Below are 16,804 nucleotides of genomic sequence, written 5' to 3' on the forward strand. Positions count from 1 at the left end.
TAATCTTTAACCTAAAATAAAATGGTTACATACCTATTAGATATGCAACCATTTTAGTAATAGCATTTATATAGGTAGCACATCACATATGTGACAGTCCAGTCCCTTTCGAAAACTGACCCAACCAATAGCGCAAATGGTCACTTTTGGTTTCGGCATTTTCACCTTTCACAAATCCTACATACGCTCCAAATAGCTTCCGGATTGTTACTGATTAAAAACGCAACCTCTAACTCAATTTTTTTTATTTTTTTATTTCACTAAGATTTAATATACATGATTTCAAGATTACTTTCAAGGTTATCTTTGTTTTTTAAGTCTGATTTCATCTACCAAGTCCCAAATAAATGACTCTTTTTCAACCGTTTCTTGATCTTGAGAACCATATTTTCTAACATTCACTTCATTATTTTCCATTTCTTTATCTCCAACTACAAGTTGATAAGGGATTTTTTGCATTTGAGCTTCTCTAATTTTGTATCCCATTTTCTCATTTCTATCGTCTATCTCGACTCTTACGCCTTGTGATTTAAGTTCATCTTGCAAATGTCTAGCGTAATCATAATGCAAGTCCACATTTACAGGGATAATTTCAACTTGTTTTGGCGCTAACCATGTAGGGAAAGCGCCTTTAGTTTCTTCTGTTAAAAATGCAACAAAGCGTTCCATTGTCGAAACAACGCCACGATGGATGACTACAGGTCTATGTTGCTCACCGTCTTTTCCTATATATGATAATTCAAATTTTTCAGGTAGTAAAAAGTCTAATTGTGCTGTTGATAATGTTTCTTCTTTACCCATAGCTGTTTGAACTTGGACATCTAACTTAGGACCATAAAATGCCGCTTCACCAATAGCTTCTTCGTATTCTAAACCAAGTTCATCAGCCGCTTCTTTCAACATACTTTCTGCTTTATTCCACATTTCTTCATCATCAAAGTACTTTTCTTTATCCTCTGGATCTCTGTAACTTAAGCGGAATTTATAATTTTCAAACCCAAAGTCCTCATAAACATCGACGATTAAATTAACAACCCGTTTGAACTCTTCTTTTATTTGGTCTGGTCTTACAAAAATATGTGCATCATTTAAAGTCATTCCTCTAACACGTTGTAACCCAGAAACAGCACCACTTGCTTCATAACGATGCATTGTACCTAATTCAGCAATTCGAATTGGTAATTCGCGATATGAATGTGGTTTATTAGCATAGATCATCATATGATGAGGACAGTTCATAGGTCTTAACACCATTTCTTCATTTTCATCTAATTTCATAGTTGGAAACATGTCTTCTTGATAATGATCCCAATGCCCTGATGTTTTATATAAATCTACATTAGCCATCACTGGTGTATAAACATGATCATAACCCATGCTCACTTCTTTATCTACAATATATCGTTCAATTTCACGGCGAATTGTTGCACCGTTTGGCAACCATAATGGTAACCCAGCACCTACTAATTGATTATTTGAGAATAATTCTAGCTCTTTACCAATTTTACGGTGATCGCGTTCTTTACGTTCTTCTAACATTTGTAGATGTGCTTTTAAATCTTTTTTATCGAAGAAAGCAGTACCGTATATACGTTGAAGCATTTTATTATCGCTGTCTCCGCGCCAATATGCACCTGCAGTTGATAAAAGCTTAAATTCTTTAATTTTGGAAGTAGACGGTACATGAACACCACGACATAAATCAGTAAATTCACCTTGCGAATATAAAGTAACATTTTCATCTTCTGGAATGGCATCTATTAATTCTAGCTTATATGGATCATCTGCAAAAAATGTTTTAGCTTCATCTCTCGAAACTACTTTTCGCTCTATAGGATAGTTTTCATTAACAATTTGTTTCATTGTTTTTTCAATTTTTTCAAAATCATCGGATGACACACTTTCAGTCATATCAAAGTCATAATAAAAACCACCATCAATTACTGGACCTACACCAAATTTCACATCTCCGTATAAACGTTTTAATGCTTGTGCCATTAAATGTGCAGTAGAATGGCGTAAAACTTCTAAAGCTTCATCACTACCAGGTGTTACAATTTCAATTTCACCATCTGTTTCAATGGGTCTTGTTAAATCAATGAGTTGTCCGTTTAATTTACCTGCAACTGCCTTTTTTCTTAAACCTGGACTGATTGAATGCGCAATTTCTTCAGTAGTAATTCCTTTTTCAAATGCTTTCGCATTACCATCTGGAAAAGTTATATTTATTTGAGCCATTTAAATTCCTCCTATTTATACTTGCCTTAAATCATAGCGAAAAGGACATAATTACAAATGTAAAACAAAAAGACCCCATCCCTAAAAGGGACGAGGTCTTCGTGGTACCACCCTAATTAAAGTTATTTCTGTAAGAATGAAACAACTTTACTCTACATAAGTTAACGGTCTTGAGCCGGATATTGATTAAAACATCTATAATGAAGTAGTAACAGATAATGATACTTACCAAATTCTCATCACACATTGGTTCTCTGTGAAGTAACCATTTACCTATCGTGTCTTCATTTTATTTCGCTTGATTTAGATTTAATTATATTATACAACAATTTTTTTTAAATTCAATCGTTACGATAATTTTTGCCTTCCAAAAAATATGGTGTTGCTAAAGATTTAATTCTTTCCATAATTCTAGCTGCTTTTGTTTTTTCTGTACCATTACGCGTAACAGAAAGATGATATTCTAATTCTTCAAAACTTAGGTTGGAGCTAAAGAACGTTGGTAACTCTTGAACCATTCTATAATGTAATAATGGACCAATCACTTCATCTCTCGCCCAAGGTGTAATTTCTTCAGCACCAATATCATCCAACATTAATACATGTGATTCACGTACTTTCGCAAGTCTTGATTCGAAACTACCATCTTTAAACCCGCCTTTTAAAGAGCGAATAAATTCTGGTAAATATACAATCGTAGAAGGTACTTTTTCAACTTTTAATTCATTGGCAATTGCACCTAAGATAAATGACTTGCCTGTACCAAAAGGACCGTGTATATATAAACCTTTAACTTGGGGTGCTTTTTCTACTATTTTTTCACAAATATCCGTTGCTGCCATTGCGACATCTATGCGGTCTCTCTTATCCATATAAATATCGCTTAATTTGGCATTTAATGTATCTCGTTGCATATGATGTGAGGCAATTAAATGTGCATCGAATTTTTCTTCATCATGTTTAATTTTACATGGGCAAGGCAAGTAACGAATCTTAATGTGTTGATTTTCTACATATAATTCAGGTACATGACCTTTAACAAAATTAGGGCAATCTTTAAAAGCATGTCCATCATAATGTTTTTCTTGATCCTTATATTCTTGTAAAATATTCAAATCTTCATCAATCATCGCATTCGTCACTTCAGATTGATGCGATTCTAGAAACGTCTTAACGTCAGGATCATTGATAACATCTTTTTTTATCTTTTCAATTCGCTTACTTAAATCCTTAGAATCACCCATAATATGATTGAAAGACTTCATATATTACTCCTCCTCTCGCTTGCTATTTAATCGTTTTAACAATGCTTCACGGTCTCGTTTTAATGCTTCATCCTCATCTGGATTAGTATGATTTTCTAAACTTTGGCTTTTCGTGTCTTTACTATCCCTTTCTTCTAGCCACTTAGGCGTCATTTCTCTAGAAACGAGTTGCTTAGGTTTATAACTACCACTTTTAGTTTGATTTGATTGATTGGATGTAGGTTGATTTACCTTTTTAGCATAATGATATGCTTCCTCTGCAGTTTTGATGCCTTTTTTTTTCCAATTTGATGCAATCTCAAAGATATAGGTTTTAGGGAGTTTCATATCTTCTTTTAGCATTACAAATTGTAAAAGTATGTTAATCACACCAAACGGTAATTGTTCTCTCTCTATTAATTCTTCGACCATATATTTTTGTTGAGTCGTCGGTTCAGATTCTGACCACGAAGCAAGCATATCAATAGGACTGGTTTCATCCAATTGCTTTAACCAATTTTTTGAATCATCTTTAATATGATTTTTATTTTCCGTGTTATCATCATTGATATAATTTGATTTTTTAGCATTTAATTTGGGAAGCTGTTGCTCATGCTCTATAAGATAATACGTTCTAGCATGTTTACGCATCTCTTCAAAAGAAAGTTCTTGTGCACTAGTGATTGATTTTAAAATAATGCGTTTCATTGCTTCTGGTGTCAAACCATATAAAGTCGCAATTTGTGTGATCAGCGCTTTAGCTTCACCATCAATCATTTTAGTGCTAATAAAATGATTTTGTAATAAATCATAAAGTACTTCAAAATCAAAATTCACATTAGACAAATCCATGCCACCATAAGTTTCTTCACCTTCAATCATCTGTTCATCCTCAGTGAGTGCTTGGTTAGGAACTTTAAACACATCAGTAAATGTGCGTGTAACATCTTGGTACTGATTTAAATCAATAGACATTTGATCCTCAAAATGTAATTTCAATTGTAAGTAACGTTGCTTGCTTACTTGGCTATATAGATATACAGATAGCATAGGATCATTAAAAAATTGTTGTGCTGATGGTGGTTGTATGAGTTTGTAAACGAAAGAAGAGTGTTGCTTAGAATGATGAGCAAAAGATTTTAATAAACCTATGCCTTCTAACAAATCCATTTCTTTCCTGAATTCAAGTAGATTTATTTTCAATTCATTCATAATAATATAATGAGTCAAGACAACATCTTGTTTAAATTCTACAAATTGATTCAAATAATGATACAAACCGATTGCATTTGATCCAATCATCGGCGTAAATAATCTATTTAGAATTTCTAAATGCTTATGGTTTAAATAAAAATGACGTAACACATGAAAGTCATCTTGTGGTCTTAAACCATAATCATAGGATTGTAATCCCATTTAAGAATCACTCCGTTTGTTTTCTGCTAAAATCCCTTGCATTGATTGTAATAATTGATCAACATCTTTAAATTCTTTGTAAACAGATGCAAAACGCACATAAGAAACTTGATCTACATGCATTAATAAATTCATGACGTGTTCCCCAATTTCTCTTGAAGATATTTCAGCACGTCCTTCATCTCTTAGTTTCCACTCCACATTATTAGTAATATCTTCTAATTGTTGATAACGCACAGGTCTTTTTTCACAAGAGCGCACCAAGCCATTGAGTATTTTTTCACGCAAAAATTGCTCACGTGTACCATCTTTTTTCACAACGATTAACGGTCTTTTTTCAATATGTTCAAACGTAGTAAACCTTGTGCCGCATTGTTCACATTCTCTTCTACGTCTAATCGCATTTACTTCATCAGCATGTCGTGAATCTACAACGCGAGAGTGCGTTGAACTACATTTCGGGCATTTCATCGAATTACCACCCTCTCAATTTGATTACCATTCATTATACTATAAATCCTTAAGCCACAAAAGAATGGTATTACACAATAATTTCATTTATTTATTTAGATTCACTTGTTCTTCATATTTAAAGTTAAAACCTCTCGTTAAAGTGAAAATATTATTTCACTTTAACGAGAGGTTTAGATATAAGTTAACAATAAATTATTTTTCTTGATTAAGCAATTACAAAGCAATAATCATGTAAAACTCTAACAGTAATTACACTATTAATTAACAACAGTTGATACATTACTTTTTAGTAATTGACCAATTTCTTCAGCGACATCAACAACTCTATTTGAATAACCCCATTCGTTATCATACCAAGCTATCACTTTCACTTTATTATCACCCATAATCATTGTACTTTGCGTATCGATAATGGCTGAATGTGGATTTGTGTTAAAATCCATAGATACAAGTGGCGCATCTTCAGTAGCAATCACATCTTCTAATGTGTTATTTCTGAAAGCATCATTAACTTGTTCTACTGTCACATTAGTATCTAAATCAACTACTAAATCAACTAATGATACATTTTTAGTTGGCACTCTTAAAGCCATACCGTGAAGTTTTCCTTCTAGTTCAGGTAAAACTTCTTTTAGTGCTTTAGCAGCGCCTGTCGAAGTAGGAATAATACTTTCATTGCATGAACGTGCACGTCGTAAATCTTTATGTGGGTTATCGATATTATTTTGATCATTGGTAATAGCATGTACTGTTGTCATTAAACCATTTTGAATACCAAATTGGTCATTAAGCACTTTAGCTACAGGTCCAATACAATTCGTTGTACAAGAAGCATTACTAAAGATATCATATTTTTCAATGTCCAATTGATCGTTATTCACACCTTTAACAATCATTTGAACATCTCCACCTTTTGATGGTCCTGTTAACAATACTTTTTTAGCTCCAGCAGTAATATGAGCCACTGCTTTATCTCCATGATTAAACTTACCAGTAGCTTCAATTACAATATCTACATCAAGTTCAGCCCACGGTAAATTTTCTGGATTTCTGTCAGCTACAAGTTTAATTTCTTGTTCATCGACTTTTATACCATTCTCAATAGGTTCTACTTTTAAATCGTAGTTACCATGTGTCGTATCATAATTGATTAGGTGAGCAATTGTTTCCGGTGGATAGCTGGCATTAATCGCGACTACATTCATATTTTCGTTTTTAAGCGCTATTCTTAATACCATTCTACCTATCCTACCCATTCCATTAATTGCAATATTTGTCGTCATTCGAAGCACCCCTCGTTTTAGTGTTATACTTTATGGAATTAGTATAACATAAATCGATAAATGCGAAAGCGTTTTCTTGAATAAAAATTTAAAAATCTTAAAACAGTTAAAATTATAGTTTTCTAAACGATTAATTTTTTATAAAATCATCATTTATTTCTTTGATATTTCAAACCTGTGATTTTTCATGCATGCTTGCCTGATGGTATGGTTCAATCCTGTAGCCTCTGATTCTTATTATTCCTCCATAATCTGCACGTTACAAAATCTCTATAAATGTATAAAAAAATCCCTCCAAAGTTTTCATTTATTAAATGTCCACTTTGAAGGAATTAAGTGCGTATGTTTTTAATACACACATTTGATATTTATATTTCTTGCGAATGACCTGTTTCACTTTCAATATAGCCTTCATCGGTCAATAATTGTTCTAAATTTTGTTTTAAATCTAATTTAGAATCTCGATTATCGATGACATGGTCTGCCATTCTGCGTTTTTTGTCTATGGATATTTGACTATAAACCCGTGCCTTTGCATCCTCCATAGAAATATCATTGCGTTGCATTAATCTATCTATTTGAATACTTTCTGAAGTATAAACAAGCCATACTTCATCTACTGTATCTTGTAATTCATTTTCATAAAGTAACGGAATGTCCATAATTACATTATAGCCATCTTTTAAAAACGCTTCTTTTTCTTGTTCCATAATGTTTCTAACAATCGGATGGACGATTTCATTTAATTCTAATCTTTTTTCGGGGTAGTTGAAGACGATATCTCCTACATATCCACGGTCCATATTACCATCTTCATCAATTGCTTCTTCTCCGAATGTTGCACGAACTTGCTCAAGTCCTTCAGAACCTTTTTCAACAGCTTTACGTGATGCAATATCTGCATCTACAATTTTAAAACCATGTGCTGTTAACAATTCTGAAACAGTTGATTTTCCTGATGCGATACCACCAGTTAATCCAATAACTTTAGGCATAATTTCACTCTTCCTTCATTTTTGACATACAGGACAGAAATGACTATTGCGTGTTGCAATAATTTGTGTCTCAATATCATTTCCGCACACTTTACATGTCTTTTGTTTATATACATTTAAATATTGTTGCATTGTACCAGTACTTCCATCCGCATGACGATAATCTGAAATACTGGTACCACCATATTTTATACCCGCTTCTAGTACTTCTCGAACATAATAAAATAATATTTCTTTTTCTTGATGATTTAAATCTTTAGATATACGTGCTGGGTGAATGCCAGCTCGAAACAATGCTTCACAAGCATAGATGTTACCACAACCTGAAATCACTCTATGATCTAATATCATTTGTTTGATTGGTTTGTTTAGATATAATTTCTTATCTAACCAAGACATATAATGTGGTAGTGCTTCTTGCTCAAAAGGTTCTGGTGCGATTTCTAAAAATGATGGATATCCTTCAAATGAAGCAACATTTCTAATCTCTCCAAATCTGCGAATATCTGAATAAACTAATAGTTTGTCATTATCTAATTTAAAAATAACATGCCAATGTTTACGATAATTAGGAGTACTGATGTCTTCTATATGATCTACAACAAAAAAACCACCAGCCATACCTAAATGACTAATAAGAATTCTTTGTGTTGAATTATTTTGAATATAAAAGACAATATACTTACTACGTCTTTCAATATTATTAATCGTGTAGCCCTCAGTAAACTTTTTGAATGTATCTAATGATAGACCTTTAATAATCGTTTCTTTTTGACTATTTTTTCCTTCTATCACTTTATCAGAGAAAATAACATCCTCAATTTTTTGCCCTTGTACAAAAGGTCTTATTCCTCTTGTAACATGTTCAACTTCAGGTAGTTCAGGCACTATATTCCCCTCTTTCTATTTCGCGTCATACCATGTTTGTCCATAACTAGATTCAACTTTCAATGGAACATCTAACTTCAATGCATTATCCATTATTTTTTCAATGAATTTTTCAAAGTCATCTACTTCTTCTTCTGGTAATTCAAAAATCAATTCATCGTGAACTTGTAATAATAGCTGAGCATGAAAATCTGTATGTTTAACCTCATTAGCAAAATGTACCATCGCAAGTTTGATAATATCTGCTGCGCTACCCTGTATAGGTGTGTTCATCGCTGTTCTTTCAGCAAAACCTCTTAAATTAAAGTTTCTACTAGTGATATCTGGAATATAGCGTCTTCTATGAAGTAGTGTTTCTACATAGCCTTGTGCTTTACAGTCTTTAACTATGTCTTCCATATATTGTTTGACGCCAGGGAAACTATCTAGATAATCATCTATGAATTTTTTAGCTTGTTTTCTAGTTATACCTAAACTTTGGCTTAAACCATAGTCACTTATACCATATACGATACCAAAATTCACGGCTTTTGCTTGTCTACGCATTAAACTATCTACATTTTCAGGATCTACATCAAATACTTTTACCGCTGTGGCTGTGTGGATATCTTCATCATTGATGAACGCTTGTTTCAAACTTTCATCTTGCGTTATATGTGCCAATACTCTTAATTCAATTTGTGAGTAATCGGCTGAAAATATAACATTATTTTTATCACTTGATTTAAATGCTTTTCTAATTTTTCGACCTTCTTCTAAACGTACTGGTATGTTTTGAAGATTTGGATCAATTGATGATAAACGTCCTGTTTGAGCCAATGTTTGATTGAAACGAGTATGAATACGATTATCTTCAGCAATCACTTTTTGTAACCCTTCAACATACGTAGATTGTAATTTCGCTAATTGTCTATATTCTAAAATATATTCTATGATTGGATGTTCCCCTTGCAACTGTTCTAACACATCAACTGCAGTAGAGTATCCTGTCTTAGTCTTTTTAATCACAGGTAATTTTAATGTTTCAAATAATACGACACCTAATTGTTTTGGTGAGTTAATATTAAACTTTTCACCAGCAGCATCATAGATATTATCAATTAATACATCTAATTTGCTTTGAATTTCTGTTTCCATTTGTTGCAATTCACTGATTTCTGTATAAATTCCAGTTTCTTCCATTTCACTTAATATTTGTGCTAATGGTAATTCTAAATCATACAGTAAATCGGTTTGATTATATTCATCCAATTGTTGTTGAATCTTTGGTTTAACTTGACTGATAGCATTGATAATAGAACCCACATAAGGATTTAATACATCATCTGTAGGTATCTGTTTTTTCTTGCCTTTTCCATATATCGTTACACTTGATTGGACATAATGTTGACCGTAGTTTGACACCACAGAATTCACGTCATCTATTGTGCGTGAAGGATCAATAATGTAACTTGCTAACATCACATCAAACACAATATGCTTAATACTAATACCGAGTCGATGTGCTACAATATAAGATTTTTTGGCATCATAAACGATCTTTTCAGTCTTATCGTCTTCAAGCCAAGCAATTAATGATTGATTCTGTGCTAATTGTTCTGCATTAACTACGATATAATGTTGGCCATCAAACAAGCCAAATTTCAAAATATTATCCTTTAAGTAGTTGGCACCATCCAATTCAAAATGGATGGTAGCTGCTTCTAATGAGTTGAAATCAATGTTTGTAAAATCGTCTTCTATTTCAATATCCATGTCTTGAACTTCAGATACATTATTTGAAGCATCCATCTGATCTAAGAGTTGATTGAATTCTAACTTTTTAAATAGTTCAATTTTATCCTCAGTTTCTGAATGATCCGGTAATTTTGTATCCTCTAACGATACATCAATCGGGCTATCACAATTGATTGTTGCTAATGTTTTACTCATTAAAGCATCATCTTTACTATTTTCAAGTTTTTCTTTCAGTTTTTTTCCTGATACTTCATCTAGATGATCGTATACATTTTCAACAGTTGAAAATTGCTTCAATAGCTTAATTGCTGTTTTTTCTCCGACACCAGCTACTCCAGGAATATTATCTGAAGTGTCACCCATTAAACCTTTCATGTCGATAATTTGTTTCGGTGTTAGACCACTATACTTTTCAGCTATAAACGCTGGTGTATAATGATCGACGTCTGTAACACCTTTTTTAGTATAATAAATCGTTACATCATCTGTTGCTAATTGAGTTAAATCACGATCTCCTGTAATGATTATTGTTTGGAAGTTTTCCTGATTAGCTTGTTTACTTAATGTACCTATAATATCATCTGCTTCATAGTTTTCTAATTCGTAACGTTTGATACGATAAGCATCCAATAGTTGTCTCACGTATGGAAATTGCTCACTAAGTTCTGGAGGAGTGGATTGTCGTCCACCTTTATATTCACTATATTGCGCGTGCCTAAATGTTGTTTTCCCAGCATCAAAAGCGACTAAAAAATGTGTGGGCTGTTCTTCTTTAATTATCTTTTCCAACAACATTGCAAAACCATAAACGGCGTTCGTATGAATACCAGCTTTATTTTGTAATAATGGTAACGCATAAAAAGCTCTAAAGCTCAAACTGTTTCCATCAATTAAAATTAATTTGTTCAATATTTTAACCTCCAACACATATTTACTTTTCATTTTATCATAAATTATAGGACAATCCGTATTCATTCGATGAGGTTGCGTCAAATTGAGCATCTCAGTTAATCACCATTATATTGTTAGTTACTGATAAAGGCCTACTTTTTAATTTTATGTACTTGTACGACTGATGCAAGCGTATGCATTTCAGCTCAATTAATGCTCTATCCTATTATTCATCCCTGTGCATCTTTACACATGCACAAGACAACACAAGCATCATCAAATTGATTAAATATCTATTTCTATCGTATTTTACATTAACAAAATAAAACAATCGATTTAACCTTGACCATTTATGGTTAAATCGATTGTAGTTATTATTTTATTCAAAAAATGTGACTCTAAAGGTAGATCCTTTTTCCGGCTCACTAAACACATTAATTCTACCTTGATGCGCTTCCATAATATGTTTCGTAATAGATAAACCTAAACCAGTACCTCCAGAATCTCTACTACGTGCTTTATCTACACGATAAAAGCGTTCAAATATATGTTTTTGATCTTGCTGGCTAATGCCAATACCAAAATCTTGAACTTCAAGCATGCGCTTATTACCTTCTTTGAAAACGCGCACGATGACTTCTCCAGATACTTTAGAATAACTTATCGCGTTCGAAAGTAAATTAAGTGCAACTTGCGAAACTTTATCTTTATTCGCTTCAATAATAATATCTGGTTCAATTTCATTAACGATTGTTATATTTTTACTTTCTGCGATATTTTGCATATGCCTCATTGTTGATTCAGCAATTTCAGACAAACTTGTTGGCTCTGTTTCCAATTGCGTTTGTTGTTCAACATGAGATAAATCTAACAAGTCATATACTAATGTTTCAATACGATTTGATTCTTTAGAAATAATTTTTAAAAAGTCATTTAATGTTTGCTCATCATCTTTTGCACCATCTAACAGTGTTTCAGCAAAACCTTTTATAGATGTGATTGGTGTTTTCAATTCATGGGATACATTAGCCACAAATTCACGTCTTAAATTTTCCAACTTTTTCAAATTCGTAATATCATGTAGTACAACAACCATACCGTAAAGATTCTTTTTATTTTTAGATAAAATTGGAATACATGCTGTGTCAAAATATTTTTGATGGACTTGGTCAATCGTCAACTCGATTTGATCATATGTTGGTTTTTCAACTTTAAATGCTGCAGCGATTAACTTTTGTATCTCTGGATCTATAAAATCAATATAACTTTTATGTTCTACAACATTGTCTGGACTAAACACATCGTAATATGATTTATTTGCAATTACAATTTCTCCATATTTATCAATCATTAAAATTGAACTAGGTATATTTTCTATCGTTGTTTTCAAGCGATTAGATTGCAACTTTTGCTTATGATTTAAGCGTTGTAATCTTCTGGCTAGCTCATTAGTAGTGACGAATAGTTCCCTTGTTTCTTTTACATTACTTTCTGGAACTCTTACATGATAATAACCTTCAGCTAAAAGATTGGTAGCATATGTCACTTCATTAATGGGTCTAATGTATGTTCTATTAATGCTTCTGACGACAAAGAAAATAATAACCAAAACAAATAATCCAATTAAGCCAACATATTTCCATATACCTATTTGTAATTCGAGGATTTGATTATTAATACCACTGATAATCACATCTTTATCTCTTATCGATGTTTTAAAAGTGTATCTCCGATCATCCCCAAATTTATCGTAAATTATTTTAGAAGGATTCGCTTCATTATTAATGTCGTCGTTAAATTGGGTTCTTTCTTTTGTGGAAAACACTTCATCGTTATCTTTCGTGAGTATAAATGTAAAATTTTCGTTTTTTGCAATATCTTTGATTTCATCTGTTTTATCATGATTATATAAACTGACTAAATGTTGTGCTTGATGCTCTAAATCACCTTGTTGGCTTGAAATGACAGTATTATAAATGACATGTGTAATTATTGCACCTAATGCAACAAAACTGATGATAACGATGGTACATAATAAAAATAAGAGTCTTTGATGAAACTTTAGCATTAGACTTTAGGTCTTTCCAATTTATAACCTAAACCTCTAACTGTTTTTATCAATTTAGGTTGTTTTGGATTCTCTTCTAATTTATCTCTTAAATGACTTATATGTACATCCACAATTCTTGAATCACCTGCAAATTCATAATTCCAAACAGAATTTAACATATGTTCTCGCGTGATTACTCTGCCTTGTCTTTCAATAAGGTAAAGTAACAGTTCAAACTCTTTAGGTGTGAGTTCTAATAATTCATCTTCGCGATAAACTTCAAAATATTCTGGTCTAATTCTTATAGAACCAATTAAAATATCATCCTCATCATTTTCAACTGGTACTGCTTCATTGATCATTGCAGAGCGTCTTAAAATAGCTTTAACTCTTGCAACAACCTCTCTCGGTGAAAACGGTTTAGTCATATAATCGTCTGCACCAAGCTCTAAACCTAACACACGATCAAATTCATCATCTTTAGCAGTTAACATCAAAATTGGTACTAAATTTTTATCAGATCGAATTGTTTTACAAACTTCGATACCATCTTTTTTAGGAAGCATAACATCTAATACAACCAATTCCGGATTTACAGTATTCACTTTTTCTAATGCTTCTTCACCATCATAGGCAACATCCACTATGTATCCAGCTTGCTCTAAATTATATTTTAACAAGGTTACAATTGATTGCTCATCATCTACTACAAGTACTTTTTGTGACATAGTATACCTCCAATTTTATGATTACAAATTAATTATAACGTAAATTTTAATAAAAATAACATACTTAAAAGTTTTTTTACATAAACTTAATAAATAGAAAATAATTAGTTATTTGTAAAGAATGAACAAAGAATTTGTATCGTCTTCTTAAACAATTCTTCAATGAATCTATCTCCAGCATTTCAAATAAATAATATTGTTTATGTTAATACTAACTTAACATTAACTTTATATTAAAACTAATAATTGTTTTAATTTAACCATATTAAGGCCAAGCGTTGCTAGTTAGTAACGTGAATTCAAGCAAAATAAAAAAGAGCGAGATAGAAATCATTATAAAAGTGATTTCTTATTCTCGCTCTTAAGTAAAATGATGCATCTTCATTTGAAAAATGCTTCGTTATACTATTTGTTGTTAATTTATTTAATATTTTTGATTAATTCATCAGCGAATTCAGAAGTAGATACTTCTTTTGCACCGTCCATTAAACGTGCAAAGTCATAAGTAACAACTTTTGAAGCAATTGTTTTTTCAATAGACTCAGTAATCTTATCAGCAGCTTCTTGCCAACCTAAGTGTTCAAGCATTAATGAAGCACTTAAAATTTCAGAAGATGGGTTAACTTTATTTAAACCAGCATATTTTGGAGCAGTACCGTGCGTTGCTTCAAATATCGCATGGCCTGTTTCATAGTTAATATTTGCTCCTGGTGCAATTCCAATGCCGCCAACTTGTGCTGCTAAGGCGTCTGACACATAGTCACCATTAAGATTCATCGTAGCAACAACATCGTGATCTGCAGGGCGTGTCAATATTTGTTGTAAGAAAATGTCTGCAATAGAATCTTTAATAATAATTTTACCGTCTTTTTCAGCTTGTTCTTGAATTTCATTTGCTTTTTCTTTACCGTCTTTTTCAACAATTTCGTCATATTGTTGCCAAGTAAATACTTTATCACCAAATTCATTATGTGCTAAATCATAACCCCATTGTTTGAAAGCACCCTCTGTAAATTTCATGATATTACCTTTATGAACTAAAGTTACAGATTTACGATTATTATCTAGAGCATATTGAATTGCTGCGCGTACTAAACGCTCTGTGCCTTCTTTAGATACTGGTTTTACACCAATTCCTGATGTTTCAGGGAATCTGATATTTTTAGCGCCCATTTCATCTTGTAAGAATTCAATTAATTTTTTAACTTCTGGAGTACCTTCTTTAAACTCAATACCAGCATAGATATCTTCTGTGTTTTCACGGAAAATAACCATATCAGTATCTTCCGGACGTTTAACTGGTGATGGAACGCCTTGGAACCAACGAACTGGTCTTAAACAAGTAAACAAATCAAGTTCTTGACGTAGTGCAACGTTTAATGAACGAATACCCCCACCGATTGGTGTAGTTAGTGGTCCTTTAATTGCGATTAAATATTCATTAATTGTATCTAAAGTTTCTTGCGGTAACCATTCGCCTGTTTCATCATAAGCTTTTTGACCAGCAAGTACTTCTTTCCATTCAATTTTCTTTTCACCATTATAAGCTTGTTCTACAGCTGCGTCGATGACTCTGCTAGCAGCTGACCAAATATCTGGACCGATACCGTCACCAATAATATAAGGAATGATAGGGTTATTTGGTACAGTTAACCCTTCTGCTGATTTTACTACTTTTTCTCCTGCCATGTAAAAATACCTCCGTCATTTGTAATATTTTTCAAAATGCTAATTCGTAATTATCTTTCTTCAATTGGTTCATATGTTCTATTAGTTTCACCAATATATTGTGCTCTTGGACGCATAATTCTATTGTCTCTGTATTGTTCAAGAATATGTGCAATCCAACCTGAAGTTCTGCTAACTGCAAAAATAGGTGTGAATAAATCATGTTCAATATTCATACTGTGATATACAGTTGCACTATAGAAGTCCACATTGGCGATAAGGCCTTTTTCTTCTTTCATTTTATCAGCTATTTTTACAGATATATCAAATAACTGACTTTGACCTGTTTCTGATGTGATTTTTCTACTCATCTCTTTCAGGAATTTCGCTCTTGGATCACCATTTTTATATACACGGTGACCGAATCCCATTATTTTTTCTTTATTTTTAATTTTATTATCGATGTATTCGTCTACATCATCAATAGATTTAACTTCTGATAGCATGCTCATCACACGTTCATTTGCCCCACCGTGTAATGGACCTTTTAAAGATCCGACAGCTGCTACAATACCTGAATACATATCTGATAATGAGGACACTGCACATCTAGCAGTAAAGGTAGACGCATTCAACTCGTGATCTGCATGTAGTACCAATGCTTTATTAAATGCTTCAACTTCTATATCTGTTGGCAATTCACCACGTAACATATATAAGAAGTTCCCGGCATAATTTAAATCACTATTAGGTTTGACAGGTTCTTTACCTTCTCTAACTCTAGCATACGCTGTAACAAGTGAGGCGATTTTAGCTTGGATACGCACTGCACGTTCCATTGTTTGATCTTCACTTTCATCCTCAGCATGTTCATCAAAGTGTGCAACGTAAGACACTGATGTTCTTAGCGCTGTCATTGGATGTACATTACTAGTAGCATATTCTTTAAAATGATTATACACTCTAGGATTTAATGTCATATACTTAAAGAGTTTTTCTTTAAATGTTTGTAGTTCTTCTTTACTAGGTAATCTGTAATGCCATAATAAAAAGACAACTTCTTCAAATTCAGCATTTTCGGCTAAATCATCAATTTCATAGCCAGCATATGTAAGTTGACTATCAATGATTGAGCTCACTTTTGTTTCTGCTGCAATTACCCCTTCTAAACCTTTTTGTAACTCTGCCATAT

General features: G+C 32.5%; 12 protein-coding genes and 1 riboswitch. All 12 genes read right to left on the minus strand.

Annotation, left to right across the window (positions count from 1 at the left end; genetic code table 11):
• Positions 1-67: 67 nt before the first annotated feature.
• A riboswitch (Lysine riboswitch) is annotated at positions 68-240 on the minus strand.
• A 60-nt stretch (positions 241-300) separates the two neighbouring features.
• The 12 genes from thrS to KA873_RS07155 all read right to left on the minus strand — a co-directional run bounded on the left by thrS (position 301) and on the right by KA873_RS07155 (position 16,802).
• Positions 301-2,238 (minus strand): threonine--tRNA ligase, encoded by a 1,938-nt coding sequence (thrS, locus tag KA873_RS07100; RefSeq protein WP_107384310.1) that lies wholly within the window; start codon positions 2,236-2,238, stop codon positions 301-303.
• Positions 2,239-2,579: 341 nt separating this feature from the next.
• Positions 2,580-3,503, minus strand: a complete 924-nt coding sequence (gene dnaI / locus KA873_RS07105) for a primosomal protein DnaI (protein WP_107521333.1) — start codon at positions 3,501-3,503, stop codon at positions 2,580-2,582.
• Between the two features lie 3 nt (positions 3,504-3,506).
• Entirely contained in the window at positions 3,507-4,898 is a 1,392-nt protein-coding gene (locus KA873_RS07110; RefSeq protein ID WP_107504909.1) for a replicative helicase loading/DNA remodeling protein DnaB, read from the minus strand.
• Positions 4,899-5,369: a transcriptional regulator NrdR gene (gene nrdR / locus KA873_RS07115; protein WP_040030011.1), complete on the minus strand. Its 471-nt coding sequence runs from the start codon at positions 5,367-5,369 to the stop codon at positions 4,899-4,901.
• A gap of 260 nt (positions 5,370-5,629) precedes the next feature.
• Positions 5,630-6,655 (minus strand): type I glyceraldehyde-3-phosphate dehydrogenase, encoded by a 1,026-nt coding sequence (gene gap / locus KA873_RS07120; RefSeq protein ID WP_107383770.1) that lies wholly within the window; start codon positions 6,653-6,655, stop codon positions 5,630-5,632.
• Between the two features lie 368 nt (positions 6,656-7,023).
• Positions 7,024-7,650 carry a dephospho-CoA kinase gene (gene coaE, locus KA873_RS07125; RefSeq protein ID WP_040030010.1) on the minus strand — a complete coding sequence of 209 codons (627 nt, stop codon included), beginning with the start codon at positions 7,648-7,650 and terminating at the stop codon, positions 7,024-7,026.
• Between the two features lie 15 nt (positions 7,651-7,665).
• Positions 7,666-8,538 (minus strand): bifunctional DNA-formamidopyrimidine glycosylase/DNA-(apurinic or apyrimidinic site) lyase, encoded by an 873-nt coding sequence (mutM, locus tag KA873_RS07130; RefSeq protein WP_107504908.1) that lies wholly within the window; start codon positions 8,536-8,538, stop codon positions 7,666-7,668.
• Positions 8,539-8,553: 15 nt separating this feature from the next.
• Positions 8,554-11,184 (minus strand): DNA polymerase I, encoded by a 2,631-nt coding sequence (polA, locus tag KA873_RS07135; protein ID WP_107383772.1) that lies wholly within the window; start codon positions 11,182-11,184, stop codon positions 8,554-8,556.
• 361 nt (positions 11,185-11,545) lie between these two features.
• The gene (gene pnpS, locus KA873_RS07140; RefSeq protein ID WP_107383773.1) at positions 11,546-13,234 is read right to left on the minus strand and encodes a two-component system histidine kinase PnpS; all 1,689 of its coding nucleotides are present in this window, start codon (positions 13,232-13,234) and stop codon (positions 11,546-11,548) included.
• Positions 13,234-13,944 carry a response regulator transcription factor gene (locus tag KA873_RS07145; protein ID WP_019468628.1) on the minus strand — a complete coding sequence of 237 codons (711 nt, stop codon included), beginning with the start codon at positions 13,942-13,944 and terminating at the stop codon, positions 13,234-13,236. The genes pnpS and KA873_RS07145 overlap by 1 nt, the downstream gene beginning before the upstream one ends.
• A gap of 420 nt (positions 13,945-14,364) precedes the next feature.
• On the minus strand, positions 14,365-15,633 hold the full coding sequence (icd, locus tag KA873_RS07150; protein ID WP_107383774.1) for an NADP-dependent isocitrate dehydrogenase: 1,269 nt from the start codon (positions 15,631-15,633) through the stop codon (positions 14,365-14,367).
• 50 nt (positions 15,634-15,683) lie between these two features.
• On the minus strand, positions 15,684-16,802 hold the full coding sequence (locus tag KA873_RS07155; RefSeq protein ID WP_107504885.1) for a citrate synthase: 1,119 nt from the start codon (positions 16,800-16,802) through the stop codon (positions 15,684-15,686).
• Between the last annotated feature and the right edge of the window lie 2 nt (positions 16,803-16,804).

Origin of the sequence: Staphylococcus sp. GDY8P45P (genome assembly GCF_017892745.1) — a bacterium.
Lineage (GTDB): Bacteria > Bacillota > Bacilli > Staphylococcales > Staphylococcaceae > Staphylococcus > Staphylococcus cohnii.